This is a genomic window from Herbiconiux aconitum (assembly GCF_024979235.1).
GTDB lineage: Bacteria > Actinomycetota > Actinomycetes > Actinomycetales > Microbacteriaceae > Herbiconiux > Herbiconiux aconitum.
Genome location: NZ_JANLCM010000002.1, coordinates 399,614 through 424,888 on the forward strand (window position 1 = coordinate 399,614; position 25,275 = coordinate 424,888).

The 25,275-nt window shown below is 69.8% G+C and carries 23 protein-coding genes; 15 read left to right on the top strand and 8 right to left on the bottom strand.

Annotated features, from left to right (window positions below; all coding sequences use genetic code 11):
- The first annotated feature begins 4 nt into the window (after window positions 1–4).
- The gene (locus N1027_RS13375; RefSeq protein WP_259508633.1) at window positions 5–1,042 is read left to right on the top strand and encodes a zinc-dependent alcohol dehydrogenase family protein; all 1,038 of its coding nucleotides are present in this window, start codon (window positions 5–7) and stop codon (window positions 1,040–1,042) included.
- The gene (locus tag N1027_RS13380) at window positions 1,039–1,914 is read left to right on the top strand and encodes a carbon-nitrogen hydrolase family protein (RefSeq protein ID WP_259508634.1); all 876 of its coding nucleotides are present in this window, start codon (window positions 1,039–1,041) and stop codon (window positions 1,912–1,914) included. Before N1027_RS13375 ends, N1027_RS13380 begins: the two co-directional genes overlap by 4 nt.
- A 478-nt stretch (window positions 1,915–2,392) precedes the next feature.
- Here N1027_RS13380 and N1027_RS13385 read toward each other — a convergent pair whose 3' ends face one another.
- Window positions 2,393–3,583: an aminotransferase class I/II-fold pyridoxal phosphate-dependent enzyme gene (locus N1027_RS13385; RefSeq protein WP_259508635.1), complete on the bottom strand. Its 1,191-nt coding sequence runs from the start codon at window positions 3,581–3,583 to the stop codon at window positions 2,393–2,395.
- A gap of 206 nt (window positions 3,584–3,789) precedes the next feature.
- Here N1027_RS13385 and N1027_RS13390 point away from each other — a divergent pair, with 206 nt between their 5' ends.
- The 5 genes from N1027_RS13390 (at window position 3,790) to N1027_RS13410 (ending at window position 9,871) form a co-directional block, all read left to right on the top strand.
- Window positions 3,790–5,574: a trypsin-like peptidase domain-containing protein gene (locus tag N1027_RS13390; protein ID WP_259508636.1), complete on the top strand. Its 1,785-nt coding sequence runs from the start codon at window positions 3,790–3,792 to the stop codon at window positions 5,572–5,574.
- Between the two features lie 127 nt (window positions 5,575–5,701).
- Window positions 5,702–6,784 (top strand): glycosyltransferase family 2 protein, encoded by a 1,083-nt coding sequence (locus N1027_RS13395; RefSeq protein ID WP_259508637.1) that lies wholly within the window; start codon window positions 5,702–5,704, stop codon window positions 6,782–6,784.
- 2 nt (window positions 6,785–6,786) lie between these two features.
- The gene (locus N1027_RS13400; RefSeq protein ID WP_259508638.1) at window positions 6,787–7,611 is read left to right on the top strand and encodes a CDP-alcohol phosphatidyltransferase family protein; all 825 of its coding nucleotides are present in this window, start codon (window positions 6,787–6,789) and stop codon (window positions 7,609–7,611) included.
- Window positions 7,608–8,483 carry a glycosyltransferase family 2 protein gene (locus N1027_RS13405; protein ID WP_259510388.1) on the top strand — a complete coding sequence of 292 codons (876 nt, stop codon included), beginning with the start codon at window positions 7,608–7,610 and terminating at the stop codon, window positions 8,481–8,483. The genes N1027_RS13400 and N1027_RS13405 overlap by 4 nt, the downstream gene beginning before the upstream one ends.
- Before the next feature lie 104 nt (window positions 8,484–8,587).
- Window positions 8,588–9,871 carry a CDP-glycerol glycerophosphotransferase family protein gene (locus N1027_RS13410; protein WP_259508639.1) on the top strand — a complete coding sequence of 428 codons (1,284 nt, stop codon included), beginning with the start codon at window positions 8,588–8,590 and terminating at the stop codon, window positions 9,869–9,871.
- A gap of 24 nt (window positions 9,872–9,895) precedes the next feature.
- Here N1027_RS13410 and N1027_RS13415 read toward each other — a convergent pair whose 3' ends face one another.
- On the bottom strand, window positions 9,896–10,150 hold the full coding sequence (locus N1027_RS13415; RefSeq protein WP_259508640.1) for a hypothetical protein: 255 nt from the start codon (window positions 10,148–10,150) through the stop codon (window positions 9,896–9,898).
- Between the two features lie 91 nt (window positions 10,151–10,241).
- Window positions 10,242–11,096: a hypothetical protein gene (locus N1027_RS13420; RefSeq protein ID WP_259508641.1), complete on the bottom strand. Its 855-nt coding sequence runs from the start codon at window positions 11,094–11,096 to the stop codon at window positions 10,242–10,244.
- Between the two features lie 49 nt (window positions 11,097–11,145).
- Here N1027_RS13420 and N1027_RS13425 point away from each other — a divergent pair, with 49 nt between their 5' ends.
- The 3 genes from N1027_RS13425 to N1027_RS13435 all read left to right on the top strand — a co-directional run bounded on the left by N1027_RS13425 (window position 11,146) and on the right by N1027_RS13435 (window position 13,481).
- Complete coding sequence (locus N1027_RS13425; RefSeq protein ID WP_259508642.1) at window positions 11,146–11,883, top strand: acetolactate decarboxylase; 738 nt, start codon at window positions 11,146–11,148, stop codon at window positions 11,881–11,883.
- Entirely contained in the window at window positions 11,880–12,446 is a 567-nt protein-coding gene (locus N1027_RS13430) for an MOSC domain-containing protein (protein WP_259508643.1), read from the top strand. The genes N1027_RS13425 and N1027_RS13430 overlap by 4 nt, the downstream gene beginning before the upstream one ends.
- Window positions 12,447–12,512: 66 nt before the next feature.
- Window positions 12,513–13,481 (top strand): LLM class F420-dependent oxidoreductase, encoded by a 969-nt coding sequence (locus N1027_RS13435; protein ID WP_259510389.1) that lies wholly within the window; start codon window positions 12,513–12,515, stop codon window positions 13,479–13,481.
- 170 nt (window positions 13,482–13,651) lie between these two features.
- Here N1027_RS13435 and N1027_RS13440 read toward each other — a convergent pair whose 3' ends face one another.
- Both N1027_RS13440 and N1027_RS13445 read right to left on the bottom strand, forming a co-directional pair.
- Complete coding sequence (locus N1027_RS13440; protein ID WP_259508644.1) at window positions 13,652–15,160, bottom strand: HNH endonuclease signature motif containing protein; 1,509 nt, start codon at window positions 15,158–15,160, stop codon at window positions 13,652–13,654.
- Window positions 15,161–15,242: 82 nt separating this feature from the next.
- Window positions 15,243–16,100 (bottom strand): SDR family oxidoreductase, encoded by an 858-nt coding sequence (locus N1027_RS13445; RefSeq protein WP_259508645.1) that lies wholly within the window; start codon window positions 16,098–16,100, stop codon window positions 15,243–15,245.
- A 132-nt stretch (window positions 16,101–16,232) separates the two neighbouring features.
- On the opposite strand from N1027_RS13445, the gene N1027_RS13450 reads away from it, so the two are divergent.
- Window positions 16,233–16,604 (top strand): winged helix-turn-helix transcriptional regulator, encoded by a 372-nt coding sequence (locus N1027_RS13450; RefSeq protein ID WP_259510390.1) that lies wholly within the window; start codon window positions 16,233–16,235, stop codon window positions 16,602–16,604.
- Window positions 16,605–16,635: 31 nt separating this feature from the next.
- Here the strand turns inward: N1027_RS13450 and N1027_RS13455 are convergent, their stop codons facing one another.
- Complete coding sequence (locus N1027_RS13455) at window positions 16,636–17,556, bottom strand: aminodeoxychorismate lyase (RefSeq protein ID WP_259508646.1); 921 nt, start codon at window positions 17,554–17,556, stop codon at window positions 16,636–16,638.
- A 68-nt stretch (window positions 17,557–17,624) separates the two neighbouring features.
- Between N1027_RS13455 and N1027_RS13460 the strand changes: the two genes are divergently transcribed.
- Complete coding sequence (locus N1027_RS13460) at window positions 17,625–19,256, top strand: CYTH and CHAD domain-containing protein (protein WP_259508647.1); 1,632 nt, start codon at window positions 17,625–17,627, stop codon at window positions 19,254–19,256.
- A gap of 104 nt (window positions 19,257–19,360) precedes the next feature.
- A complete protein-coding gene (locus N1027_RS13465) occupies window positions 19,361–20,128 on the top strand; it encodes a class I SAM-dependent methyltransferase (RefSeq protein ID WP_259508648.1) in 768 nt (255 codons plus the stop codon).
- Between the two features lie 2 nt (window positions 20,129–20,130).
- Here N1027_RS13465 and N1027_RS13470 read toward each other — a convergent pair whose 3' ends face one another.
- Together N1027_RS13470 and nhaA are read right to left on the bottom strand one after the other, a co-directional pair.
- Complete coding sequence (locus tag N1027_RS13470) at window positions 20,131–20,403, bottom strand: DUF2277 domain-containing protein (RefSeq protein WP_259508649.1); 273 nt, start codon at window positions 20,401–20,403, stop codon at window positions 20,131–20,133.
- A gap of 46 nt (window positions 20,404–20,449) precedes the next feature.
- Complete coding sequence (gene nhaA, locus N1027_RS13475; protein ID WP_259508650.1) at window positions 20,450–21,631, bottom strand: Na+/H+ antiporter NhaA; 1,182 nt, start codon at window positions 21,629–21,631, stop codon at window positions 20,450–20,452.
- Between the two features lie 155 nt (window positions 21,632–21,786).
- Here nhaA and N1027_RS13480 point away from each other — a divergent pair, with 155 nt between their 5' ends.
- Complete coding sequence (locus N1027_RS13480; RefSeq protein WP_259508651.1) at window positions 21,787–22,953, top strand: acyl-CoA dehydrogenase family protein; 1,167 nt, start codon at window positions 21,787–21,789, stop codon at window positions 22,951–22,953.
- 43 nt (window positions 22,954–22,996) lie between these two features.
- Complete coding sequence (locus N1027_RS13485) at window positions 22,997–25,219, top strand: acyltransferase family protein (RefSeq protein ID WP_259508652.1); 2,223 nt, start codon at window positions 22,997–22,999, stop codon at window positions 25,217–25,219.
- Window positions 25,220–25,275: the final 56 nt, after the last annotated feature.

Consider the following 25,275-nt stretch of genomic DNA (forward strand, 5'->3'; position numbering starts at 1 on the left):
AGGCATGCGTGCTGTTGTGTTCAATGCGGCCTTCGACGTCTCGGTCGAGGAGGTTCCCGACCCCGAGATCGTGGCGTCGACCGACGCGATCGTGCGGGTCGTCGCCACCTGCATCTGCGGTTCCGACCTCTGGTACTACCGCGGCGTCACCGACCGCCGGCCCGGCAGCCGGATCGGACACGAATTCATCGGCATCGTCGAGGCCGTCGGCACGGATGTCGGCGCCGTGGCGGTGGGCGACTTCGTCATCGCACCCTTCATGTACAGCGACGGAACCTGCCCGCACTGCCGGCACGGCATCACGTCCTCGTGCCTGCACGGCGGCTTCTGGGGCGCTCACGGCGTCGACGGCGGTCAAGGGGAGTTCGTGCGGGTTCCGCTCGCCGACGGCACCCTCGTCGTCGTGCCCGGCGGTCGCCCCGACGATGCGCTCATCCCGCACCTGCTCGCCCTCTCCGACGTGTGCAGCACCGGCCACCACGCGGCCGTGGGCGCGGGAGTACTACCGGGAATGACGGTCGCCGTCGTCGGCGACGGGGCCGTCGGCTTGAGCGGTGTGCTCGCGGCCCGACGGCTCGGTGCCACCCGCATCATCGCGCTGAGTCGCAACCCGGCCCGGCAGGCGGTCGCCACCGAGTTCGGCGCCACCGACCTCGTCGAGGTGCGCGGCCAGGATGCCGTGGGCGCCGTTCTCGAACTCACCGGCGGCCTCGGAGCGGATGCCACGCTCGAATGCGTCGGAACCGGAGAGGCCATGAACACCGCCTTCGCCATTGCGCGCCCCGGATCGCGGGTGGGCTTCGTGGGTGTGCCGCACGAGGTGGAGTTCCCGATCAACATCGCCTTCGACAACAACGTGGGCCTGGGCGGCGGACTGGCGCCGGCGCGCGCCTACCTCCCGGAGTTGCTCGCCGCCGTGCTCGACGGCAGCCTCCGGCCCGGCCGGGTGTTCGATCTCGAGGTCGCGTTCGAGGATCTGCCGGAGGGGTATGCGGCGATGGACGAACGGCGCGCGATCAAGGCGATGGCGAGGCTCGCGTGAGCGACGGAGTCGGCCTCACCGACACCGCCAGTGCCAGTGCCAGTGCCGGGCTCACCGGCACCGCCCCGGCTCTCGGCTTCGCCGTCGCCGTCGCCCAGTTCGCACCGGGCCCCGACAAGGCCGCCAACCTCGAGACCATCGCCCGCCTCGCCCGCACCGCCGTGCAGCGTGGGGCCTCGCTGGTGGTGTTTCCGGAGTACTCCTCGTTCTTCGTCGACCCGATCGGCGCCGAATCCGTCGCCAACGCCGAACCACTCGACGGACCCTTCGTCACAGCGCTCGGCTCGATCGCGGCCGAGCTGAACGCGCACATCATCGCGGGCATGGTCGCCGAGTCGACAGAAGCCGGCCACTTCGCCAACGTGCTCGTCGCCGTCTCGCCGGTCGACGGTCTGATCGCGCAGTACAGCAAGGTGCACCTCTACGACGCGTTCGGCGGCCGGGAGAGCGACTGGGTCGAGGCCGGAACGATCGGCACCCCGCAGACCTTCTCGATCGAGGGCGTGACGATCGGCATGCAGACCTGCTACGACATCCGCTTCCCCGAGGTATCGCGCTGGCTGGTGGATGCCGGCGCCGACCTCGTCGTGGTGCCCGCCGAGTGGGTGCGCGGCCCCCTGAAGGAGCACCACTGGCGCACTCTCGTCACGGCCCGGGCGCTCGAGAACACGATCTACGTCGCAGCCGCCGACCAGACGCCGCCGATCGGAGTGGGCGCGAGCCTCGTGGTCGACCCCATGGGCGTCACGATCGCGTCACTCGGTGAGCGCGAAGACGTGGCGGTGGCGTGGATCGACCCGCGCCGCATCGACGAGGTGCGCCGGGTGAATCCGGCGCTGGCGCTGCGGCGGTTTGGGAACTGCGTGCTGTAGTCGGGTGCCGCCTCGCCACTTCCCGCGCCCGGCAGACCTTCGGCCTGTCGGGCGCTTACTGCCGGCGCCGCCGCTTCTGCGGCGCCGGGCGACATGTTCGCGTGCGGCCGGAGGGCCCGGCCTGCGGTCGTGCCCTCCGGCCACGCGCTCACCCTGGGTCGCCGAGTAGGGCCTGTTGCGTGCCGTGCCCTGCGCTCGTGTGCGAGACGACGGAGTTTCGGGCCCTCGAGCGGAAACGACGGAGCGTCAGCCCTTAGTTCCGGGCCCCCTCCGTCGTTTCGTTCTCGTTTCCCAAGTCGTGGGGAACGAGAGCGCAGGCCGCGGGCCGCGCTCGACGACCCAGGGTGAGGCCGAGGCCGCGTCAGCGACCTCAGCCGAACATGTCGCCTCGCGCCGCAGAAGCGGCGGCGCGAGCAAAAAGGGCCCGCCCAGCCGAAGGCCGGGCGAGCCCGAAGGGCGGCGGGCCGGTACCCGGCAGCTAAAGCCCCCCCAGCTGCGCCGCGGCGCGCTCGAGCACCTCGGTCTTCTTGCAGAAGGCGAAGCGCACGAGCGAGGCGTAGGAGTGCGCGTGTTCCTCGTGCACGAAGGCGCTGATCGGCACTCCGACCACCCCGGCGAGCGCCGGCAGTTCGCGGCACAGCGTCGCCGCATCCGCGTAGCCGAGAGGGGCCGCGTCGGCCACGACGAAGTAGGTGCCTCCGGGCCGCGAGACCTGGAACCCCGCCTTCACGAGGCCTTGGGAGAGCAGATCGCGCTTGGCCTGCAAGGTGCGGGCGATGCCCTCGAAGAAGGAGTCGGGCAGGGCGAGGCCCACAGCGATCGCGGGCTGGAACGGCGCGCCGTTCACATAGGTGAGGAACTGCTTCACGGCAAGGATGGCGGTGACGAGTTCGGGCGTCGACACCAGCCAGCCGATCTTCCACCCTGTCGTGCTGAAGGTCTTGCCCGCCGACGAGATCGTGACGGTGCGCTCCCGTGCGCCTGGCAGTGTGGCGACCGGGATGTGGGGCTGTTCGAAGGTGAGGTGCTCGTACACCTCGTCGGTCACGATGATGGCGTCGTGCTCGTGTGCGAGTTCGACGATCAGTTCGAGCGTCTCCCGCGCCAGCACCGATCCGGTGGGGTTGTGCGGGTTGTTCAGCAGGATGACCCGGGTGCGGTCGGTCACGACCCGCCGCAGTTCGTCGTGGTCGGGCTGGAACTCCGGCCCGTGCAGAGCCGCCGTCTTGTGCACGCCCCGAGCGAGCGCGATCAGTCCGCCGTAGGCGTCGTAGAAGGGTTCGAGAGTCACGACCTCGTCGCCCTCGTCGACCAGCGCCAGGATGGTCGCGGCGAGGGCTTCGGTGGCGCCGGCGGTGACGAGCACCTCGCGGTCGGGGTCGACGCTCAGGCCGTAGAACCGCTTCTGGTGCTGAGCGATGGCCGAACGGAGCGCCGGGATGCCGGTTGCCGGCGGATATTGGTTGACGCCGTCGGCGATGGCGCGGCGGGCGGCGTCGAGCACCTCGGCCGGGCCGTCTTCATCGGGGAATCCCTGCCCGAGGTTGATCGCGCCGGTCGACTGGGCGAGCCCGCTCATCTCGGCGAAGATGGTGGAGGCGATGCGGCCGTCAGGAGCGAGGAGCCCGGCTCCGCGCGCTGTCCGCTGCCAGGATCCGCTGATCGTCATCGTTCCAACCTAGTGTGCCCCGGGGACCGGGTCGCCCGCGCCGTCACCCGGGCTAACGTGGAGGTCGCACCTCTCGCATCGTGGCCGGCGAGCCGGCGAGCGTCTCGTAGCTCAGTCATATCGAGACGGCAGACTGCATACAGCCGGTCCATAGAGTTCCCACAGCTTCGGTGAGGATGCTTGCAAGTGCTTGGAAGGAGCACCACATGTCAGAGAGCACCGAGAACCCCGACGGCATCCCGGCCGACAACGCGGGCGCCGCGCACGACGCCCAGTCCTCGGAGTCGACGCCCGAGGCGCAGCAGCCCACGGCGCCCGTCACACCCGCCACCCCCGAATTCTCCCACCGCGACGACACGACGGCTGTGGTGCCGCCGGTCGTTCCGCCCGTGCCGGCCCATCCGACGACGCCGGCCGGGGCCACGGCGGCGCAGCCGACCGTGCCGCAGCCGACCCAGTCTCAGCCGACGTCGGTGAACCCGCACCTCGCGGGCTACCCGGCTCCGCAGGCCCCGGCTCAGCAGAGCCCTTACGGCCAGACGGCGCAGTCGCAGGCCCCCTACGGCCAGGCGCCGCACGCCGCGCAGTCGGGCCAGCCCGCTCACACTGCCAACTACGGCAACGGCTCCTTCGGCACCCCCACGGCCGGCACCCCGCCCTACGGCGCGGTTCCCGACCCGAACTTCAACTCGGCGATGTATGCCGCGTCGGGTGCCTACACCCAGGCGCCGGCCGCTCCGGCGAAGAAGCGTCGCGGCGGGGTCGCGCTCATCGCGGCACTGGCCATCGGCGCCCTCATCGGCGGCGCGTCCGGAGCGGGCGTCACCGCCTGGGCCGTGAGCCAGAACGGCGGATCGACGAGCAACACGGCGTCGAGCCCCACCAGCATCACGGTGAACAACCCGGATGACGCGAACCTCATCACCGCGGTCGCCGCGAAGGCCTCGCCCTCCGTCGTCACCATTTCGGTGCAGAGCGACCAGGCAGCCGGCACCGGCTCGGGCGTCGTGCTCACCGACGACGGCTACATCGTGACCAACACCCACGTCGTCACCCTCGACGGCGCCACGGCGAGCCCCGACATCAAGGTGCAGACCAACGACGGCAAGCTCTACAGCGCCACCGTCGTCGGCACCGACCCGGTCGCCGACCTGGCGGTCATCAAGCTGACCGACGCATCCGGGCTCACCCCGATCGAGTTCGGCGACTCGTCGAAGCTCAACGTCGGTGACGTCGCCATCGCCATCGGCGCGCCGCTCGGCCTTTCCGGCACCGTCACCAACGGAATCGTCAGCGCGCTGAACCGCAGCATCACCGTGGCTTCCTCGGCCGCTCCCGACGACACCGAGACCAACCCCACGCCCGACGACGGCAACGGCAACGGCGACCAGGGCCCCTACGACTTCTGGAACTTCGACCTCCCGGGTCAGGGCGGTCAGGGGCAGCAGCAACAGCAGCAGGCTCCCACCCAGCAGTCGAGCATCTCGCTCTCGGTCATCCAGACCGACGCGGCGATCAATCCCGGCAACTCCGGTGGTGCGCTCCTCGACTCCGAGGGCAAGCTGATCGGCGTGAACGTGGCGATCGCGAGTGCGGGATCGGGCGACAGCTCGGGCGGCCAGTCGGGCAACATCGGTGTCGGCTTCTCGATTCCGGCGAACCTCGTGCAGCGCGTCACGCAGGAGATCATCAAGAACGGGTCGGCCACCCACGGCCTCCTCGGCGCCACGGTGGGCGACGCCTCCTCCGAGGCCGACAGCACCACCGCGGGCGCGATCATCCAGTCGGTGTCCGCCGGTGGAGCGGCCGAGAAGGCGGGACTGCAGGCCGGTGACGTGGTGACCGCGTTCAACGGACTGCCGATCACCGACTCGATCGACCTCACCGCCCAGGTGCGCACCCAGCCCGCGGGCGGCACCGCCAAGATCACCTTCACCCGTGGCGGCGACTCCAAGACGGTCGAGGTCACGCTGGGGCAGCTCGCCTCGTAATCACACGCCCCATGGGGCGCCGGAATCAGGCTGGTAGGCTCGTCGTCGCTGTAACGCGGCGGTGGCTCACCAGCCTTTTTCCGTGTGTGCGGCGGCCCGGAACACCCCTCCAGAACGATCGGATGCGATGACCCAGCCCACATCGGAGCCCACGGCGGAGCGACCGGGCGTCTCCTACGTGATGCCGGTGCTCAACGAGGTCACTCACGTCGAAGCGGCCATCGCCAGCCTGCTCGATCAGGACTACGAGGGCCCTTTCGACGTGATCGTGGCGCTCGGGCCGTCGATCGACGGCACCACCGAGCTGCTCGAGCGGCTCTCGGTGGTCGATCCGCGCATCCGGGTCATCGACAACCCCACCGGATCGACGCCGAGCGGGTTGAACGTCGCCATCGGCGCATCACAGTATCCGATCGTGGTGCGAGTGGATGCTCATTCCCTGCTCCCGCGCGACTACACGCGCATCGCCGTGGAGACCATGCTCCGCACGGGCGCGGCGAACGTGGGCGGCATCATGAAGGCCGAGGGCACGACCCCCTTCGAGAGCGCCGTCGCGATCGCCTACGGCTCGAAGGCCGGCCTCGGCGGCGGCGCCCACCACGTGGGGGGCAAGGAGGGCCCGGCCGAGACGGTGTATCTCGGCGTCTTCCGCCGCGAGTGGCTGACGAAGGTCGGGCTGTTCAACGAAGACATCCGGCGGGGTCAGGACTGGGAGCTGAACCGGCGCCTGCGGGCATCCGGTGGCGTGGTGTGGTTCACGCCCGCGCTCGTGGTGATCTACCGGCCACGCCCTTCGCTCGAGCGGCTGGCCCGCCAGTTCTTCTCCACCGGCCTCTGGCGCGGCGAACTCGCACGACGTTTCTTCACCGCGAATGCGTTGAAGTACTTCGTGCCGCCGGTCACGGTCGCCGTGGTGGTGCTCGGGTTCCTGGCCGGAGTGGTCGGGCTCGTTCTGCTCGGCGTCGGCACGGCCCAGGGCGACTCCACGCTCGCGGCGGTCGGCGTGGGTCTCGTGTTCGGCTTCATCGTGCCGATCGTCTACCTGCTCTTCGTGGCGGTGGCGGCGATCGACGCCGCTCGCCGTGGCGGCGGTCGCACGGGGGCGTGGTTTCTCATAGTCTTGCCGTGCATCCATTTCAGCTGGGGGCTCGGGTTCATCCTCGGATTCCTCACGCTGACGAAGAACATCACGGCGCACACGGGAAGGTGACAGTGTCGCAATTCCCTCACGGCCGGCCCGCGTCTGCACGCCGGCCCTCCTCGATCGCCGAGCTCAAGGCCGTCGCGCAACCTCCTGAGGTTCGCGGCCGACGCAACGCCGAGCACTGGACGGCGTCGCTCTACCTCCGCCGCCTCTCGCCCTACGTCACCTGGGTGCTGCTGAAGACCTCGATCTCGGCCAACGGTGTGACGGGCCTGATGATCCTCACCGGGTGGGCGACCGCCGCAGCCCTGCTCATCCCGGGTATCGGGGGAGCGGCGCTCGCGCTCGTGCTCGGCCAGCTGCAGATGCTCGTCGACTGCTGCGACGGCGAGGTCGCGCGCTGGCGAGGAACGTCGTCGCCGGCGGGGGTGTTCCTCGACAAGGTGGGGCACTACACGACCGAGTCGCTCATTCCGATCGCGCTCGGCATCCGGGCAGCCGGCTACCCGTTCGAGGCGCCTGAGGACTTCCTCTGGACCACCCTCGGCCTCCTGCTCGCGCTCGTCATCGTGCTGAACAAGGCGCTCAACGACATGGTGCACGTGGCCCGTGCGAACGCGGGGCTCGACAAGCTGGCCGACAAGCAGGGCGAATCTGAGCCGTCCCAGGCGCTCGTGGCCCGCTTGCGCCGCGCTGCGCGCTACCTGCCTTTCCACCGCCTGTACCACTCGGTGGAACTGACGATGCTGATCTTCGCGTTCGCGATCGTGGGACTGTTCATCGGTGGGGTGTTCGCCGACCGCATCCTGCTGGTCGCGCTCGTGCCCCTGTCGATCCTCGCGTTGATCGGGCACTTCGTGGCGATCATGGCGTCGAAACGGGTGCGCTCCTGAGCGACCTCGTGCCGACGATCGGGGTGGTGCTGCTCACCCAGGGCAAGCGCCCCGACGACCTGCGCCGAGGCGCCGAGTCGCTGCTGGCCCAGGTGGGCGTGGCGCTCGACATCGTCTGCGTCGGAAACGGCTGGGTTCCGGTGGGGCTCCCGGATGCCGTGCGCACGCTGGCCTTGCCGGCCAACGTCGGCATACCGGCCGGTCGCAATGCGGGCGCTGCCGAAGTTTCGGGCGACTACATCTTCTTCCTCGACGACGACGCCAGTCTGCCCGACCCGTCGTTCCTGGCCGACGCGGTCGCGCACATCCGGAACGACCCCGGTATCGGCTTGCTGCAACCGCGCGTGGTCGACCCCTCGGGTGCCACGAATCCGCGTCGCTGGGTGCCGCGCATCCGCAAGGGCTCGGCCACACAATCGAGCAACGTGTTCTCGGTGTGGGAGGGCGCGACGCTGCTGCCGCGCGCCGTCTTCGACGCGACGGGCGGCTGGGCCGCGCCGTTCTTCTACGCCCACGAGGGCATCGAACTCGCCTGGCGCGTGTGGGACCAAGGGCTCCGCACCTGGTACGCGGGCGACCTCGTGGCCAACCACCCCGCGATCGAACCCACCCGGCACGCGTACTACTACCGGTTGAACGCACGCAACCGGGTGTGGCTCGCGAAGCGTAATCTGCCGGCGGTACTGGTGCCCCTCTACGTGGGCAGCTGGACGGGCATCCAGATCCTGCGCTGGGCACGGCGCCCCGCCGCCCTCCGCGCGTGGTTCGGCGGCTGGGCCGAGGGCTGGCGCACCGACGCGGGGGAGCGCCGCCCGATCTCCTGGCGCACGGTCTGGCGGATGACCCGGGCCGGCCGACCGCCCATCGTCTGAGCACTGCTCACAGCTCCGCGGTCAAGGTCACGATTGCCTAAAGAAGCACTCTCCGAGAGGCCATCCGGACAGCCCGGCCGGATCGCGTCGCTAGCCTGAAACGTGTGGGTGTACTGAACGATGCGAAGCTCGGCTGGACTGTGGTGCGAGACCTCCTGCGCTCCCGGCGGGTGCGTGCGAAACTCTCGACGCAGCTCGCCGCGCGTGCGCCACTGACCCGGCGTCGCTTCGAGATCGGTGTGTACTTCGCCGACGGCGAGGTGAACCTCTACCAGCTCCGGCAGTGGTACAAGCCGCTGCTCGAGCTCTCGAAGACGCATCCCGTCGTCATCCTCAGTCGCAACCCGAGCGGTGCCAGCGCTCTGCTCGACGAGAGCCCGTTGCCCGTCGCCTACGTGCGCAAGGTCGACGAACTCGAACAGTTCATCGCCGAGCAAGACCTGAAGATCGTGTTCTATGTGAACCAGAACGCTCGCAACTTCCAGATGATGCGCTACGGCCGCCGGTGGCACGTGTTCATCAATCATGGCGAGAGCGACAAGATGTACATGACCACGAACCAGTTCAAGGCCTACGACTACAGCTTCGTGGCCGGCGATGCCGCCGTCTCGCGGCTGAAGCGGGTGCTCTGGGACTACGACTTCGACAAGCGCGCCATTCCGATCGGTCGGCCCCAGGCCGATCACTACACCGGCACGGTGCCGTTCGAGCGCGACGGGCGCACGGTGGTGCTCTACGCCCCCACCTGGGAGGGTGACCGGCCGGCTGCCGCCTACGGCTCCATCGCCTCCCACGGTGTGGGGCTCGTGCGCGACATCCTGTCGTCGCCCGATCACCGCCTGATCTACCGCCCGCACCCGCGCAGCGGAGTGCTCGACCCGGCCTATTCGGCAGCGAATCGCGAGATCGCTGCGGCCATCGCGGCGGCGAACCGCGACGACCCCACCGCCCAGCACGTGCACGACACCGGCGCCGAGCTCGGCTGGCAACTCGCGGTGGCCGATGTCGCCGTGGTCGACGTGTCGGCGATGGTCTATGACCGGCTGGCCACGGGCAAGCCGTTGCTCATCACCCGACCGGTGTCACCGGATGCGGAGATCGACACCGGCGGCTACCTCTCCGATTGCGAGTGGCTGCTCGCCGAGCAGGCGCCACAGGTGCTGTCACGGATCGAACAGGTCTCGCACGACTCGGCGGCGAACGTGCGACTCGGTCGGTGGGTCAGCCACTACTTCGGCGACACCGCGCCCGGTGCCGCCACCCGGCGCTTCCACGGGGCGGTCGAAGGACTGCTCGCCGAGTGGTCGCGCAACGCGGCACTGCACGCCCGTGACGAGCTGGTGGACGGCAGCGAGGCCTACGCCGAGCACGACGACGAGCGACTGTAGCTGTTCGCTACCGTGCTTCCGCGGTCAGCTGTGGCTGGAGCGGGCGAGAACGTATTTCGCCACGATTACGGCGATCCCGGCGATGAGCAGAAAGACGCCGGCGGTGACGAGCATCGGTGTGAAGTCGTAACCGGTGGCGGCCAAAACGGGCTCGGCCGCCGAGGGGCGCGGGTGCGAGCCGGAGGCGAGCTGTCCATCCGAGTGCGCCAGAGCGGCGGTGGCCCCGAATCCGAGAAGTGCCAGGGTTCCCAGCACGGCGGCGACGACACGATACTTCATGACATCCCCCTCACCGTGACGAAACAACCCCGAAAGCTGACACGCCCCGGCTGAAGTTCTACGCTACCACTCTGCTGTGAATCGCCCGAATTCAGATGCGGATGTCAGGATGCTCCGGAACGCCCACGTCGCGCGGGCCGGGCGCCTCCGTGATCTCCTTGCGTTTGCGCGACGGCATCAGCTTGGTGAGGGACTTCTTGTCGGCTTTCTCGCGTTTCTCGCCCTTGCGGCGCTTCCCTCCCTCACCCGTCACGGCTTTCGGTGCCTTGACCGTGATCGCGAGCTCCATCGGGAACGTGAACGGTGCGGCACCGAACGCGCTGCGGGCGCTCTGGATGACGGTGCGCCCCAACACGAGGTTGCCCACACCGCCGATGGCCGCGCCGATGCCGAAGGGGATGGCCCGCCCGATCACGTTGGCGCCCTGACCCACGGCGAACCGCTTGATGAAGACGTTTCTCAACTGATCGGCCACCGGCCCCACGACGAACTGCGGCAGACTGCTCGTCACCACCTGCCCCCAATAGGCGTTGCGCCCCACGCCGCCCGTCGCCTGGCCGGCGATCTGTTTCAGCAGGTCGCTGCCCGCCTTGCCCATCAGCAGGGTCATCACGAGCGCGCGGGCGCGATCTGGGTCGTCCACCGCGATGCCGTGCACCTCGGTGACCGATTGCGCGAACAGTGCCGTGGTCTCGAGGAACCCGGCGGTCTCGACAGCGCTCAAACCGAGCGAGATCCCGGTGCCGACGAACGGCAGCATCGAACTCGCCCCGACGGCCGCACCGCCGCTGGTCACCGCGGTGACGTAGCGGCGTTCGAGGATGACGAGCAATTCCTGAGGCGAAGCATCCGGATGCAGCCGTCGGATGCTGCGCAGGTGGGCGAGCACGACCGGCCGATGGATGCTCAGCAGACGGTCGATGTTGCGCTCGAGGCGAGAGGACATGGTTCTACTCTGCTGTGTTCTGCTGAAGAGTGCGGGAGAATAGCGGGTTATGCGCCGAAATCGTCGGGCCGAGAAGTCGGTCGTCCAGTTTTCGATCGTCGACGCTTTGGTCGCCGGGCTCTTCGACGGGGTCTTCACCGTGGGGCGGATCGCCCGCAGCGGCACCCTCGGGCTCGGGTGCGGCGACCACATGGATGGCGAGCTCGTGGTTCTCGACGGGGAGTTCCGGCTCTTCCACGGCGACGGGCGGATGACCGTGCTCGGCGCATCCGATTCCCTCGCCTTCGCCGAGGTGGTCGACTTCGAGCCGGAGAGCTCCGAGTTCGTGGTGTCGGTCGAGTCGCTGGCTGCGCTGATCGCCGACATCCACGAGCGGGTGGTGAGTGAGAACATCTTTCACGCCGTGCGCTTCGATGCTCATTTCGCCTCCATCAGCCTGCGCGAGGCGAAGCGGCAGTCGAAGCCGTATCGTCCGCTCGCCGAGGCGGTGCAGGATCAGCGCGAGAACGTGGTGACCGACGTCTCGGGCACGGTGCTGGGTTTCATCGCTCCTCACGTGTTCCAGGGCGTGACGGTGGCGGGGGCTCACCTCCACTTCGTCGATCAGAGCGGTGAGGTGGGCGGGCACGTGCTCGGCCTGGCCGGGGCGAGCGGAGAGCTGGCGGTCGAGAGCTATTCGGGCGTCACCGTGCGGCTGCCTTCGTCGGCCGAGTATCTCGCGGCCGATCTCGACCTCGCCGACGCCGATGCCGCCATCCGGCACGCCGAATCGGATCATCAGCGGTGAGTGCCGGAGAGCTCGTGGTCGAGTACCCGGTGGAGATCGTGCACTTGCTGGTGTCATCGGTGCATCGCTACGAGGGCCGACCGGCCGACGGGCCGCTGCCGGTGCCGCCAGGTGAGATCGAGTCGCGCTCGGAGGTCGAGGTGCGGGAAGGGCTCGGCATCGTGGGTGACCGCTACTTCGGGCGCCCTGCGCACAAGCGCGCCGCCGTCACCGTGATGGCCGCCGAGTCGCTCGACGCGGTGCAGGCGCTGCTGGGTGTGGCGCATCCGTTCGACCTCGGGGCCACTCGGCGCAACATCACGCTCCGCGGAGTCGATGTGGACGCCCTTGCCGGTGTGGAGTTCAGTCTCGACTCGGGCTCCGGGCCGGTGCTGTTCCGCGGGCATCGACCCGCGAACCCCTGCGCCTGGATGAACGTGACGCTCGCCCCAGGGGCGCACAAGGCTCTGCGAGGGCGGGGAGGCGTGCGAAGCGAGCCCCTGTCGACGGGAGTGCTGAGCCTGGGGCCGGCGGTGTTGCGGGTAGCAGATGCACTGGGGGGAGTCGAGCCCCTCCGGAGTTAGCCGGATCGTGCCAGCGTCGAGAGGAGGATGTCGCAACCGGCGACGTTCCGACGACGGGAGATCACGATGGCGCGCTTCGGCTACACCTTGATGACGGAACAGAGCGGACCGAAGGAACTCGTCCGCTATGCGATCGCTGCAGAAGAGGTGGGCTTCGACTTCGAGGTCTCGAGTGACCACTACTCGCCCTGGCTCACCGAGCAGGGGCATGCGCCTTACGCCTGGACGGTGCTCGGAGCCGTCGCGCAGGCCACCTCGCGGGTGGAGCTCGCGACCTACGTGACCTGCCCGACGATGCGCTACCACCCGGCGGTGATCGCGCAGAAGGCGGCGACGATGCAGATCCTCTCCGACGGGCGCTTCATCCTGGGTCTGGGTTCGGGTGAGAACCTCAACGAGCACGTGGTCGGCCAGGGCTGGCCGGCGGTCGATGCCCGGCAGGACATGCTCGAGGAGGCCGTGCAGATCATCCGTGAGCTGCACACCGGCGAGCTGGTGACGTGGGAAGGCGACTACTTCCGGGTCGACTCGGCCCGTATCTGGGACGCGCCGGATGGCGGCGTTCCCCTCGGCTTGGCCGTCTCGGGCGACAAGTCCATCGCCCGGTTCGCGCCACTCGGCGACCACCTGATCGCGGTCGAACCGGACGCGTCGCTCGTGTCGGGCTGGGCGTCGGCGAACGGCGGGCCGGCTCCCCGCTCGATCGGGCAGATCCCGATCTGCTGGGACCCGTCCGCGTCGGCCGCGGTCGCGAGGGCGCACGAGCAGTTCCGGTGGTTCGGTGGCGGATGGTCGGTGAACGCCGATCTGCCGACGCCGGCCGGATTCGCGGGCGCAAGCCAATTCGTGCGGCCCGACGACGTGTCGTCGTCGATCCCGTGCGGGCCCGACCTGGATGCCATCGCCGAGAGTGTGCGGCCCTACCTGGAGGCGGGGTTCACGGATGTGGCGCTGGTGCAGGTGGGCGACGAGGGGCAGGATCGATTCCTTGCTGAGGCTGCCGGGCCGCTGTTGGAGAAGCTCCGGGCGCTCTGACTCGTGTTCGGGCGTTCGGAATTGCCTTCGGGTCGGGCCGGGGTGGAGGGCTCTGGGCGAGGATGTTCGGGTAGTCGTGCCGCCCTCGGCCAGGCGGTGCGGGCGAGCGCGCCGAGCTGCGCGCGGGTCACGATAGTCGCCCCACGATCTGCCCGCTTGCCGCCTCCGGTTCAGTCGGCGGGGGCGCGTGGGGGTGCGGTGTGGTGGTGGCGGCCGTGGGGGCTGCGCCAATTGAGGTGGCGTGGCCGGTCGGGGTCGGGCTTGACGGTCCAGCCGGTGTCGTGTTTCAGGTGGTGGTGGCGGGAGCAGAGGTAGGTGAGGTTCTCGGCGGTGGTGCCGCCGCCGTGGGCCCAGTCTCGGGTGTGGTCGAGTTCGCAGCGGTTGGCGCGGTGTCCGCAGCCGGGGAATCGGCAGGTCTGGTCGATCGCGGCGAGCACGAGCCGCAGTTCGGGTGGGGCGCTGTACCGGTCGCGCCCGGTCTCATCGTGTCGGCCGGCGCCGGTCGTGGGGTGGGTGCCGCCGTCGGTGTGGCGGCCGGTGTCGGCGGTGGGGTGGGTTTCGGCGGTGTGGCGGCCGGTGCCGGTGGTGGGGAGGGTGGTGCCCTCGGCGTGGCGGCCAGTGCCGGAGGTGGGGCGGGTGGCGCAAGTGATCAAGGGGGCAGCGGTGCCAGTGCGGCGGCCGGCGCTGGTCGTGCGGGGCGTGGCGCCGTTGGTGGGCAGGTGGTCGGCGGCCGCACGGCCCCAGTGTCGGGTGACCATTTTCGGCTCCCCGGTGACCGGGTGGGTCAGAACCCGGAGGAACGTCGGCGCGGTGGCCGCGATTTGGCGGGCGGTGTCGGCGTCGATCGGGCCGTAGCCGTGCAGGTCGCCCGGTTCGTCGGATGCTCCCGCGACGGTCGCGGCGGGGATGGTGACGAGCACGGCGGGGGTGATGGATGCGGGCCGGGCCGGGTTGTCGGGGGTGAGCACCAGTCGGGTGAGGGCGTCGGCGCGGCGTTGCGGGTGGGTGCGTGGGTCGGTGTCGGAGCGTTCGGCGCGGGCGATCTTGTCGAGGAGGTCGTCGATCGCGACCGCGTCGACTGCGGGCAGGTGGTGGGTGAGGGTCGCCATCCCGTCGCACTCGGGAGAGAGCCACACGCTCCGCTCCTCCCGCGCCTGCCGGTGACGCGTCATGATGGATTCCGGGTGGGCGGTTTCGCGCATCCGGCGGGCCCTGTCGGCGAAGCGGTGCGCGGGCAGCACGGCGGCCTCGACGAGCAGCCGGGCTTCGAACTCGGGCCGGGCCTCGGCGGGCAGGGTGCAGGCGTGGGCGACGAGGTGCCGGGTGTGCAACGCCGACACCCGGCCGTTTTCGAGGGCGGTGAGTGTGGTCGGGTAGTCGCGCACGAGTTGCTCGGCCTCGTTCATCAGCCGCGCCACGGTGCGCTCCGACCGCAATGTCGCAGTGGCGATCTCGACCGCGACCAGTGTGCGTTCCCCCTCCCGGGCGGCCGAGAACTCGCGACCGACCGGCGACACCAGCGCGGCCCGTTCGTCGGCGATCTGGGCCGCCGCGGCCAGGCACCGGGCCCGGCGGGCATCCAACGCGGCCGTCTGAAGGTCGATCTCGCGTAGCTCGTCGATCGCGGCATCGAGGCGCGCGTCGAGCTCCTCGATGCGGGTCACGAACAAGCTCTTCATGAGAATAATTCAAGCATGAGCCACCGACACTCGACCTGCCACGCCGACCGGCTGCCGCGAGCTTGACACTCGCCACCACCGCTCAGAGGGCGCGCAACGCCTCCACCAGCGGCGTCGTCGGGTGCCCGATCAGTTGGGCGAGCTCGCCGGAGGTCTCGGCGAGCAGACCGTCGCGGATGTTGCCGTCGAGCGCGACCACGAAGCCCGCCGTCCCGGCATCCAATCCTGCGTCGGTGAGGATCGCGAGATGCTCCTCGGGGCTCACCGAGCGGTAGACCACCGGGCGGCCGAGCACCTCGGAAGCCGCGGCAGCGAAGTCGGAACCGGTCCACGCGACGTCGCCCGAGAGCTCGTAGACGGCGCCTTCGTGGCCGGGAGTGGTGAGCACGGCCGCGATCGCTTCGGCGTAGTCGGTGCGCGAGGCGCTGGCCACCCGGCCCGAACCGGTGCTGGTGAGGAACACGCCGGTCTCTCGAGCCTGCTCGAGTGCCGACAGGTAGTTCTCGCTGTACCAGTTGTTGCGGAGGATCGTCGTGGTGAGTCCCGAAGCGGCGAGGAGTTCCTCGGTCGCCTTGTGCTCAGGCGCCAGAACGAGTGGAGAGGTGGTGGCGTGCGGGGCACTGGTGTAGACGATCCGCTCGACACCCGCCCGCTTGGCCGCTTCGATGACGTTCGCGTGCAACGCCACTCTGTTGCCGGGCTCGCTCGCAGAGACGAGCACAACGGCGGATGCGCCCGCGATCGCCGAATCGAGGCTCGCAGGGTCGCTGAAGTCGATGGCCGCGGTGCGCACGCCGGGAAGGGTCTCAGCCAGCTCGGCCAGCTTGGACGCGTCGCGACCGGCGGCGACGATGTCGGAGGCCGGGATGCCTCGCGCGAGCAGGTGGTCGACGGTGAAGTGGCCGAGGTGGCCGGTGGCGCCGGTGACGACGATGGTCATGATGTTCCTTTCCGTGGCCCGCACTCACGGGCCGGTCGAGGGGTGAAACCCGTGCACATCCGCGATACTTCCCCGTCGATGGTACCCACTTTTCGGTAAGCTACTGGCGTGAACGAAAGAATTTGGGATGCCCTGCACGCCGACTGGCCGGAGGTCGACCGCACCGGGCTGGCCACTCCCTTCGCGTCGGACTGTCCGAGCCGTGCGGTGCTCGACCACGTCACCAGCAAATGGGGCGTGCTGGTGGTCGTCGCCCTCTCGCAGAAGTCGATGCGCTGGGGCGAACTGCACCGCTATGTCGAGGGAATCAGCGAGAAGATGCTGGCGCAGACGCTGCGATCGCTCGAAGGAGACGGCTTCGTGCTGCGTGAATCGATGGGCACGGTGCCACCGCGGGTCGACTACAGTCTCACCCCGCTCGGCGATGAGCTCGCGGCCGTGCTCATCCCGCTCGTGCGCTGGGTGGGCGACAACGTGCAGCGCACGGCGGTCGACGCCGCCTGAGCTCGGGCAGAGCCGGCGTCGGGCGATCCGCTCAGTCGGCGGCGTGCGCGAGGTGGGTGTTCAGCTGTTCGGTCAACCGCTCGTCGACGCCCACCGGCTGCCCGTCGAGTTCGGTCACGGCGACCGCCTGCCGGATGCTCGAGACCAGCCAGATCGCATCCGCCCGTCGCAACTCGCTCGCGCGCAGGCGCACCGCATCCGTCTCGTAGCCGTAGGTGCGAAGGAACTCGAAGGCGCGACCCTGCGTGGTTCCTGCCAGGATGCCCAGCTCGGCGCTCGGGGTGGAGAAGCGGTTGCCTTCGCGCAGCAGCACGCTCGCGGTCGGCGCCTCGAGCACGAAACCGTCGGAACTGATGAAGATGACGTCGTCGGCACCTCGCCGCTGAGCCTCACGGATGGCCGCGGCGTTGACCGCGTAGGAGAGCGATTTCGCGCCCTGCAGCAGCCAGGGCGAAGTGGCGGCCACGTCGTGTCGGTAGCCGCGATCGAGGGTGACGACCTTCACACCCTCACGCCGCACCTCGGTGAAGTCGCGAGCGGGTTGGGCGAGCACCCACGCGGTGGGAACTCCGCTGCCCTCGACACCCCTCGTGAGCACGAGTTTGACCGCGAGCACCGGAACAGGCGGATGCGTGGCCACGGCCGCGGCGACGGCGGCCCGCCAGACCGCGCGATCGGGTTCGGGCAGGTCGAGGAGCCGGGCCGAGGTCGCGAACCGGGCGAGATGCGTTTCGAGCGCAGGGATGCGGCCCTCGGCCACCATCAACGAATCGAAGACGCCGTCGCCCCGCGAGACCCCGAGATCGAGCACGCTGAGTTGCGGTGCGGACGCATCGGCGAAGTGGAAGCCGGCACTCGTGCGACCCTCAGAGTCGGGGTCGACGACATCCGTTCGCCCGTCGGTCACACCGATGACGGGTCGAGTGACCAGAATGAGGAGAGGGACCGACACAAGTGTCAGTGTCCTCTGAATCGCGACGGCGGGAAGCGGAACTCGCCGGGAAGAGATAGACCGGAGCCATGAGCCAGAACGAATCCACGACTCACCACGACTCCTCGGCGCCCCTCGAGCAGGTCGAGATCGAACGCAAGTACTCCGTGGGGGAGGAACTGCCGCTTCCGGAGCTCTCCGGAGTCGGGCGGGCGGCCGGCACCCCCGTGGAGTCGGCGGTCGTTGTCGAGCCGTTCCCGTTGGAGGCGGTGTACTTCGACACCGCCGAGGGCGCGCTGGCTCGTCAACGCATCGCGCTGCGCCGACGCCGCGGCGGCCACGACGAGGGCTGGCACGTGAAGCTGCCGGCGGTGGAGGGCCGCACCGAACTGCAGTGGCCGCTGGGCGACGACGACGACACCGTGCCGCCCGAGGTGCTGGCACCGGTGCGCGTGCACGTGCGCGATCATCCGCTCAGCCCGCTCGCCCAGCTCTCGACGACGCGACGGGTGACCAACCTGCTCGACGCATCCGGAGATCTCGTGGTCGAGATCGCCGACGACACCGTTTCCGCAACGGATGCGCGCGAGGGCACGGTGCGTTTGTGGCGGGAGTGGGAGGTCGAGCTCGGCCCCGCAGCCCCCGCGACACCCGAGGGCCGGGTGGCGTTGCTCGACGAGATCGAGGCCCGGCTGCTGGCCGTCGGAGCCGCCGTGTCGCCGAGCGTGTCGAAACTGGCTCAGGCGGTAGGGCGCACCGGGCTCGGATCGCCCACCACGGCACCGTCGGCGAAGGCAGTCGCGAAGGGATCCGCATCAGCTGCAGCTGCCCGAGTGCTCGACGGGGTGGCGGAGCTCGTGGCGCGGGTGGTGGCGCTCGATCCGGCGGTGCGGGCCGATCGACCCGATTCCGTGCACCAACTGCGCACCACGGTCAGACGGCTTCGCAACGTTCTCACCACGCATCGGCACCTGTTCGACCCCATCGCACTCGACGAGGTGCGTGATGCCCTGTCCCGCTTCGGTGCGGTGCTCGGTGAGACGCGCGACCTCGAGGTGCGCGCCGAATGGGCGGAGTTCTCTCTCGACGAGCTCGAGAGCGACCGTGGAATCGACGATCCGGATGCCCGTCGCCGGCTGGTCGACGCCACCCGCGCCGAGCACGACGAGGCCCATGCACGTCTCGTCAGCTCGATGACGGCGCCGGTCTACTACCGGCTGCTCGACGCCCTCGACGAGTTCGCCGGTGGATCGTCGATCGCGCCCGATGCCCCTCGGCAGCCCAAGAAGGAGGCCCGCCGCACCCTCCGCAAAGTGGGCAAGCGCGCCCTCGCCCGTTCGGTGAAGGAGCGCGAGGCCCGGCGCGTGCTCGGCCCCGACATCGTCGCCGCGGCGGGTGCGCTGGGAGCGCTGCACGACTCGCGCAAGGCTGCGCGTCGCCTGCGGCACGCCGCCGAGTTCGCGACCTCGGGTGCCGGCGCTGTGCTGGGCGACCACGCCGAGGCGGTCGGCGACGCCGCCGAGGAGCTGCAGGATGCGCTCGGCTGGCACCGCGACGCGTCGCTCTTCGCCGAGTACGTGCTGCTCACCGCGCGGAGGGCCGAGGCGGCGGGCGAGGGTTCGTTCACCTACGGCGTGCTGTACCAGCGCTCCCTCGACCAGGCTCGTCGAGCCCTCTCGATGGCGGAAGACGCGCGTCGCACCCTGAAGTCCACCCTCTGACCCGCCCCTCCTCGGCGGGTGGAGCAGTGCCGCCGGGGTACTGGAGCGCCGATTCGTGCACGGGGATAATCGGGCGGAGAGCGAGCGAGTTCGAGGAGGCGGGCATGCCGGACGACACAGGCGATGACGACCTGCACGGCTGGTCGGCGGTCAGCACGGAGTGGGCCGCTCTCTGGGGCGGTTCCGCCGAACCCGTGTGGCGCATCCTGATCGCCGAAGCGGCCGCCGGCCCAGGAACCCGGGTACTCGACGTGGGGTGCGGCAGTGGGGAGTTCCTGGCAGCGCTCGTCGAGGCGGGGGCGGTGGTGACCGGGATCGATCCGGCGCCGGGGATGGTCGCCGAGACGCGACGTCGGGTGCCGGGGGCGGAGGTGCGCCGCGGTGGGGTGGAGCACCTGCCCTGGGCCGAGGGATCGTTCGAGGTGGTGACCGCCGTCAACGCACTGCAGTTCGCCGACGACACGCTGGACGCTCTCGGTGAGATGATCCGGGTCGCCGGGCCCGGCGCACGCATCGCGGTGGCGAATTGGGCGGATCGGGCGCACAACGACCTCGACACGATCGAGATCGCGGTGGCGGTCGCCGACGGCGAGGAGCCGCAACCCGATGGCGACCTGCGGGTGGAAGGCGGGCTGGAGGAGCTCTTTCGCGACGCCGGGCTCGACGTGCTCTCCGCCGGTCTCGTCGAGGTGCCCTGGGAGGCGGCCGACGACGACACGCTCGTGCGCGGAGTGCTGTTGGGCGCGCCTCCCGAGGAGCAGCGGGAATCTGCACCGGTGGTGCTCGCTGCGGCGTCGCCCTTCCGTCGACCCGGCGGCGGCTACCGGTTGCTCAACGCGTTCCGCTTCGTCGTGGGCCGCGTGCCCGACTGAGCTCAGGCGATCGCGAAACGGCGCGCCGAGCGCTCCTTGGCCTTCTCGGCCTCGACCTCGCGGTTCTTCGGCGGCGCCGAACTCACCAGGTCGTCGAGCAGGTGATGGGTGATGTGCGTGATCTCGGCGACCGCGCGGTCGAAAGCCTCGGTGTTGGCCTTCGACGGCTTGGTCGTGCCGCTGATCTTGCGTACGAACTGGAGGGCTGCCGCGTGCACCTCGTCGTCGGAGGCGGCCGGCTCGAAGTTGTGGAGGGTATGGATGCTTCGGCACATGCCGACAGGGTACCTCCGGCCAGCGATCTCGACCAGACCTTGCCCCTCAGGCGTCGCGCAATCTCTGCTCGGCCGCCAGGCGGAGCATCCGGAGCCTCTTGTAGGAGGCAGCCAGCCGGGAGACCAGGATGGCCGCGACCACGATCGAGATCGCGGAGCCGAGCAGCACCGCGAGGGTGCCCTCGTCGGCCACCTCGGGGGAGTTGGCGAACGCCAGCTCGTTCATCAGCAGCGAGACGGTGAAGCCGACGCCGCCGAGCGCGCCGGCCGTCATGAGGCCCTGGAAGGTCAGGTGCGGGCGCCGCTCGCGTGGCCCGACGAAGCGGGAGAGCCAGCCGCCGAGGCTGATGCCGATCAGCTTGCCCACCGGCAGGGCCACGAGGATTCCCCAGAACGGGGCGGCGAGCTCATCGGGCGCGACCGCGGGGATCGCCACGAGCGCGGCCGAGAAGGCGAACAGCGGCAGGATGAAGCCGTTGGTCACCGGTTCCAGCGCGTGCCGCACGCGCAGCGCGGGCTTCCGCACCATCACGAGCCCGAGCGCCACCCCCGCGATCGTGGCGTGCACGCCGGAGAGGTACACCAGCGACCAGGTGACCAGCCCGACGACGACCAGGGCGATGGCGACGAGCATCCGGAATCGCGTGCCGAGCAGCCGGCTGAGCAGGCCGAAGACGACCACGCCGACGGCGGCGAAGACGAGCATCACGAGGTTCGGGTCGGCCGTGAAGAACAGGGCGATGATGAGGATGGCGACGATGTCGTCGAGGATGGCGAGAGCCAGGATGAAGATGCGCAAGCGCGACGGGATGCCCTTGCCGAACACCGCGAGCACGCCCAGCGCGAAGGCGATGTCGGTGGCGGTGGGAATGGGCCAGCCGCCCTCGTAACCCGATCCCGCGGTGAAGGCGAGGTAGACGAGGGCCGGTACGATCACGCCGCCGAGAGCGGCGATGGCGGGGCGCACGGCCTTCGACACCGAGTTCAGCTGCCCCACCGTGAACTCGTTCTTCAACTCCACCGCCACGACGAAGAAGAAGACGGCGAGCAGGCCGTCGCTGATCCAGTGGCCGACCGAGAGATCGAGCGGGGTGCCGGGGATGCCGAGGTGGGCATCCTGGAGCGCCATCAAGGCAGCACCGAGCGGGCTGTTCGCGGCGAGCAGCCCGAGCGCGGCGGCGGCCAGCAGCAGAACGGCAGCGACGCGTTCGGAGCGGATGAGAGTCATTCGTGGTCCTTGCTGCCGCGCGCGCGGCTCGTCGACGAGAATGAGCGATCATCGACCGCCCGCCGACCAGACTTCCCGGCGCACCGCTGCCCAGGTTACCGGTTTCCCGTCGCACCCGGTGTAGAAAGAGCCGACGCCGAACGTTAGGACCACCGATGACCCTCCTCGTCGACACCGTCTTCGATCTCGATGCGCTGCTCACCGACGAGGAGCGGGACTGGCAGCAGCGAGCGCGGGCGTTCGCATCCGAACGCATCGTGCCGGTGATCGACGACGACGTCGAGAACGAGTACTTCCGGCAGTCGCTCGTGCCCGAGCTCGCCGCGGAGGGATTTCTGGGCATGCATCTCACCGGGTACGGCGCGGCCGGCGCGGGCGCGGTGGCCTACGGTCTGGTGTGCCACGAGCTCGAAGCGGCCGACAGCGCGTGGCGCACCTTCGTGTCGGTGCAGGGGTCGCTCGCGATGTCGGCCATCCACAAGCACGGCTCCGAGGAGCAGAAGACCGAGTGGCTGCCACAGCTGGCACGGGGTGAGGCGATCGGATGCTTCGCACTCACCGAGCCGGCCGGGGGCAGCGATCCGGCTGCCATGACCACACGGGCCCGGCGCGACGGCGACGACTGGGTGCTGGACGGCGCCAAGCGCTGGATCGGGCTGGCCTCGGTCGCCGACGTCGCCGTGATCTGGGCGAAGGACGACGACGAGGTGGTGCGGGGTTTCCTGGTGCCGACCTCGACTCCGGGGTTCACGGCCACGCCGATCGCCGGCAAGCTCTCGATGCGCGCGTCGATCCAGTGCGACGTCCTGCTCGACGGGGTGCGGCTGCCGCCCACCGCGGTGCTTCCGGGGGCGCACGGCCTCTCCGGGCCGTTCACGTGCCTGAACGAGGCGCGATACGGCATCGTCTGGGGTGCGATGGGCGCCGCACGGTCGTGCTTCGAGGCGGCGCTCGGCCGCGCCCGCACCCGGGAGGTGTTCGGGGCTCCGATCGGGGCCCGGCAGCTCGTGCAGGGGGCGCTCGCCGACATGCTCGTCGAATATGAGAAGGGGATGCTGCTCGCCTTGCATCTCGGACGCCTGAAGGAGCGCGGCGCCCTCACGCCGGAACAGATCAGCGTGGGAAAACTCAACAGTGTGCGCGAGGCGCTGCAGATCGCGCGGGACGCGCGGGCGCTGCTCGGCGGCGACGGTGTGACGAGCGACTACCCCGTGATGCGGCACCTCGCCAACCTCGAATCGGTGCGCACCTACGAGGGCACCGACGAGATCCACAAGCTCATCCTCGGGCGGGCCCTGACCGGCCTCCCCGCCTTCTCTTGAGTCGCGCCGCGCGGGGCGATGGCGGGGCAGTAGGCTCGGGCCGATGAGTTCTCCTGTGCCGCCCGCGCGACCCGTATTCCGTGCCGACGTGCAGGGTCTCCGGGCCGTCGCCGTGATCGCCGTCATCCTTAATCACGTCATCGGCTGGCCGGCCGGGGGGTTCGCCGGCGTCGACGTGTTCTTCGTGATCTCCGGGTTCCTCATCACGGGCCTCCTGCTCCGCGACCGTGAGGAGCACGGCCGCATCTCGTTACGGCGCTTCTACGCGAAACGGATGCGCCGCATCCTCCCCGCCGCCGTCACCGTGCTGATCGCGACATCCGTCGCCGCCTACTTCCTCTTCAACCGGCCGCGCGCGATCTCGACACTGTGGGACGCCGTCTCTTCGCTCCTGTTCGTGTCGAACTGGCGGTTCGCCGCGGAAGGCACCGACTACTTCCAGGCCACCGACGCGGTCTCGCCGCTTCAGCACTTCTGGTCGTTGTCGGTGGAGGAACAGTTCTATCTGGTCTGGCCGTGGTTGATGCTCCTGGTGCTGGCCGTGGCCGCCCGCTCGGTGCGGGCATCCACGAACCGCGTGCGGATCGCCGTGGGCACGACGCTGGCTGTGATCGTGGCCGCCTCGTTCGTCTATGCGCTCTGGGAGACCGCGACGAGCCCTGCACCGGCCTATTTCTCGACACTCTCGCGGGTGTGGGAACTCGGCGTGGGCGCACTGCTGGCCGCGGCGGCACCTGCCCTCGCCCGGCTGCCGCTGCCCGTGCGGGTGCTGGGTGGATGGATCGGCCTCGCGGGGATTCTCAGCTCGTTCTTCGTGATTTCGGCCGACACGCCGTTTCCGGGTCCGTGGGCGGCGTTCCCGGTGCTCGCAACCGCCCTGGTCATCGCCGCGGGCGTCGGGGGCCGCCAGCGGCATCTGGTTCCGCTCGTGAATCCGGTGAGCGTGTTCTTCGGCGACCTGTCGTATTCGCTCTACCTCTGGCACTTCCCGATCCTGGTGTTCCTGCTCGTCTTGATGCCGCAGCAGACCACCACGGTGACGCTGCTGATCCTCGGTCTCACGCTCGCCGTCTCGCTGGTCTCCTACTTCTTGATCGAGCAGCCGCTGCACCGCTCGCCGTGGCTCGCGGGAGCGGGCGGCGGCACGGGCGAGGCCCTGGCCGCGACGGAAGAGGGGCAGGATGCGCGGGACGCCCGGCGCGCTGCCTGGCAGGGCTGGCGGGAGCGGTTCGGGGCGCAATTCATCCTGTCGTCGCTCGGACTCGTGGTGATCGTGGTGGCCGTGGTCGTGACGGCACAGGTGACGTTGCGCGGTGGGCCGTCGGCGGCCGCGCCGGGTGCGCCCGGGTCGCCCGGCGCACCCGCCGCCGCTTCGCCGAATGACGGATCGGGCGCCGGCGACACGGCCGGGCAGCCCGCGGTGAACCCCGAAGACGAGTTGCAGGCCCAGCTGGCGGAGGCGGCAGCGGCCACCTCGTGGCCCGGCGACCTCTCACCTTCGCTCGACGATGTGATCGCCGCCGGCTCCAGCACCAACCCCGCGCGCGCCTGCTTCGACATCGGCGCAACGCCCGACTTCGGCTCGTGCACCTGGGGGAGCGGCGACGCCCCGAACCACCTGTATCTCGTGGGGGACTCCGAGGCGCTCTCCTACGCGCCGGCGTTCAAGGCCCTGGCCGAGGGCAGCGACGGCACGTGGAAGGTCACGACGGTCGGGCTCTACGGCTGCCGATTCACCGACGTGCTGATCCAGAACGAGGGCGCCGGCGTGATGGATGCCTGTCAGCAGCGCAAACAGGATGTCGCGTCGCACATCGTGAGCGACGCCCCCCAGCTCGTCGTGGTCTCGAACGCCTACGCCCTCGGCAAGGCGAGCGACGGACGACCAATCACGGTCGGCGACATCGTGGCGTCGACGACGACGGAGACCGCGAAGTACGGCGCATCCGGTCGCCTGGTGTATCTCGCGCCGCCGCCGCTCGGAGCGTCACTCGGGCAGTGCTATTCGCCCGCGACCAGTCCGCAGAACTGCAACGTCGGCATCGATCAGGCGTGGCAGGACTTCCAGAGCGCGACCGCGGCGGCCGCAGCCGCGACGGGCGATCACGTGGTGAGCTCGCTGCCGTTCAGCTGCGCGAACGGTGTCTGCCCCGCGTTCGCCGGCACGCTGCCGACGAAGTACGACTCGGTGCACCTGACGCCGGCGTTCGCCGAGCATCTGGCACCCTCGATCCGCTGGGAACTGGGCGCGCTCGGGCTGTTCTGAGCCGCGACGCGACCGGAGACACTTAGCCCTTCCGCTCAGTGTCTTTGACGTGATAC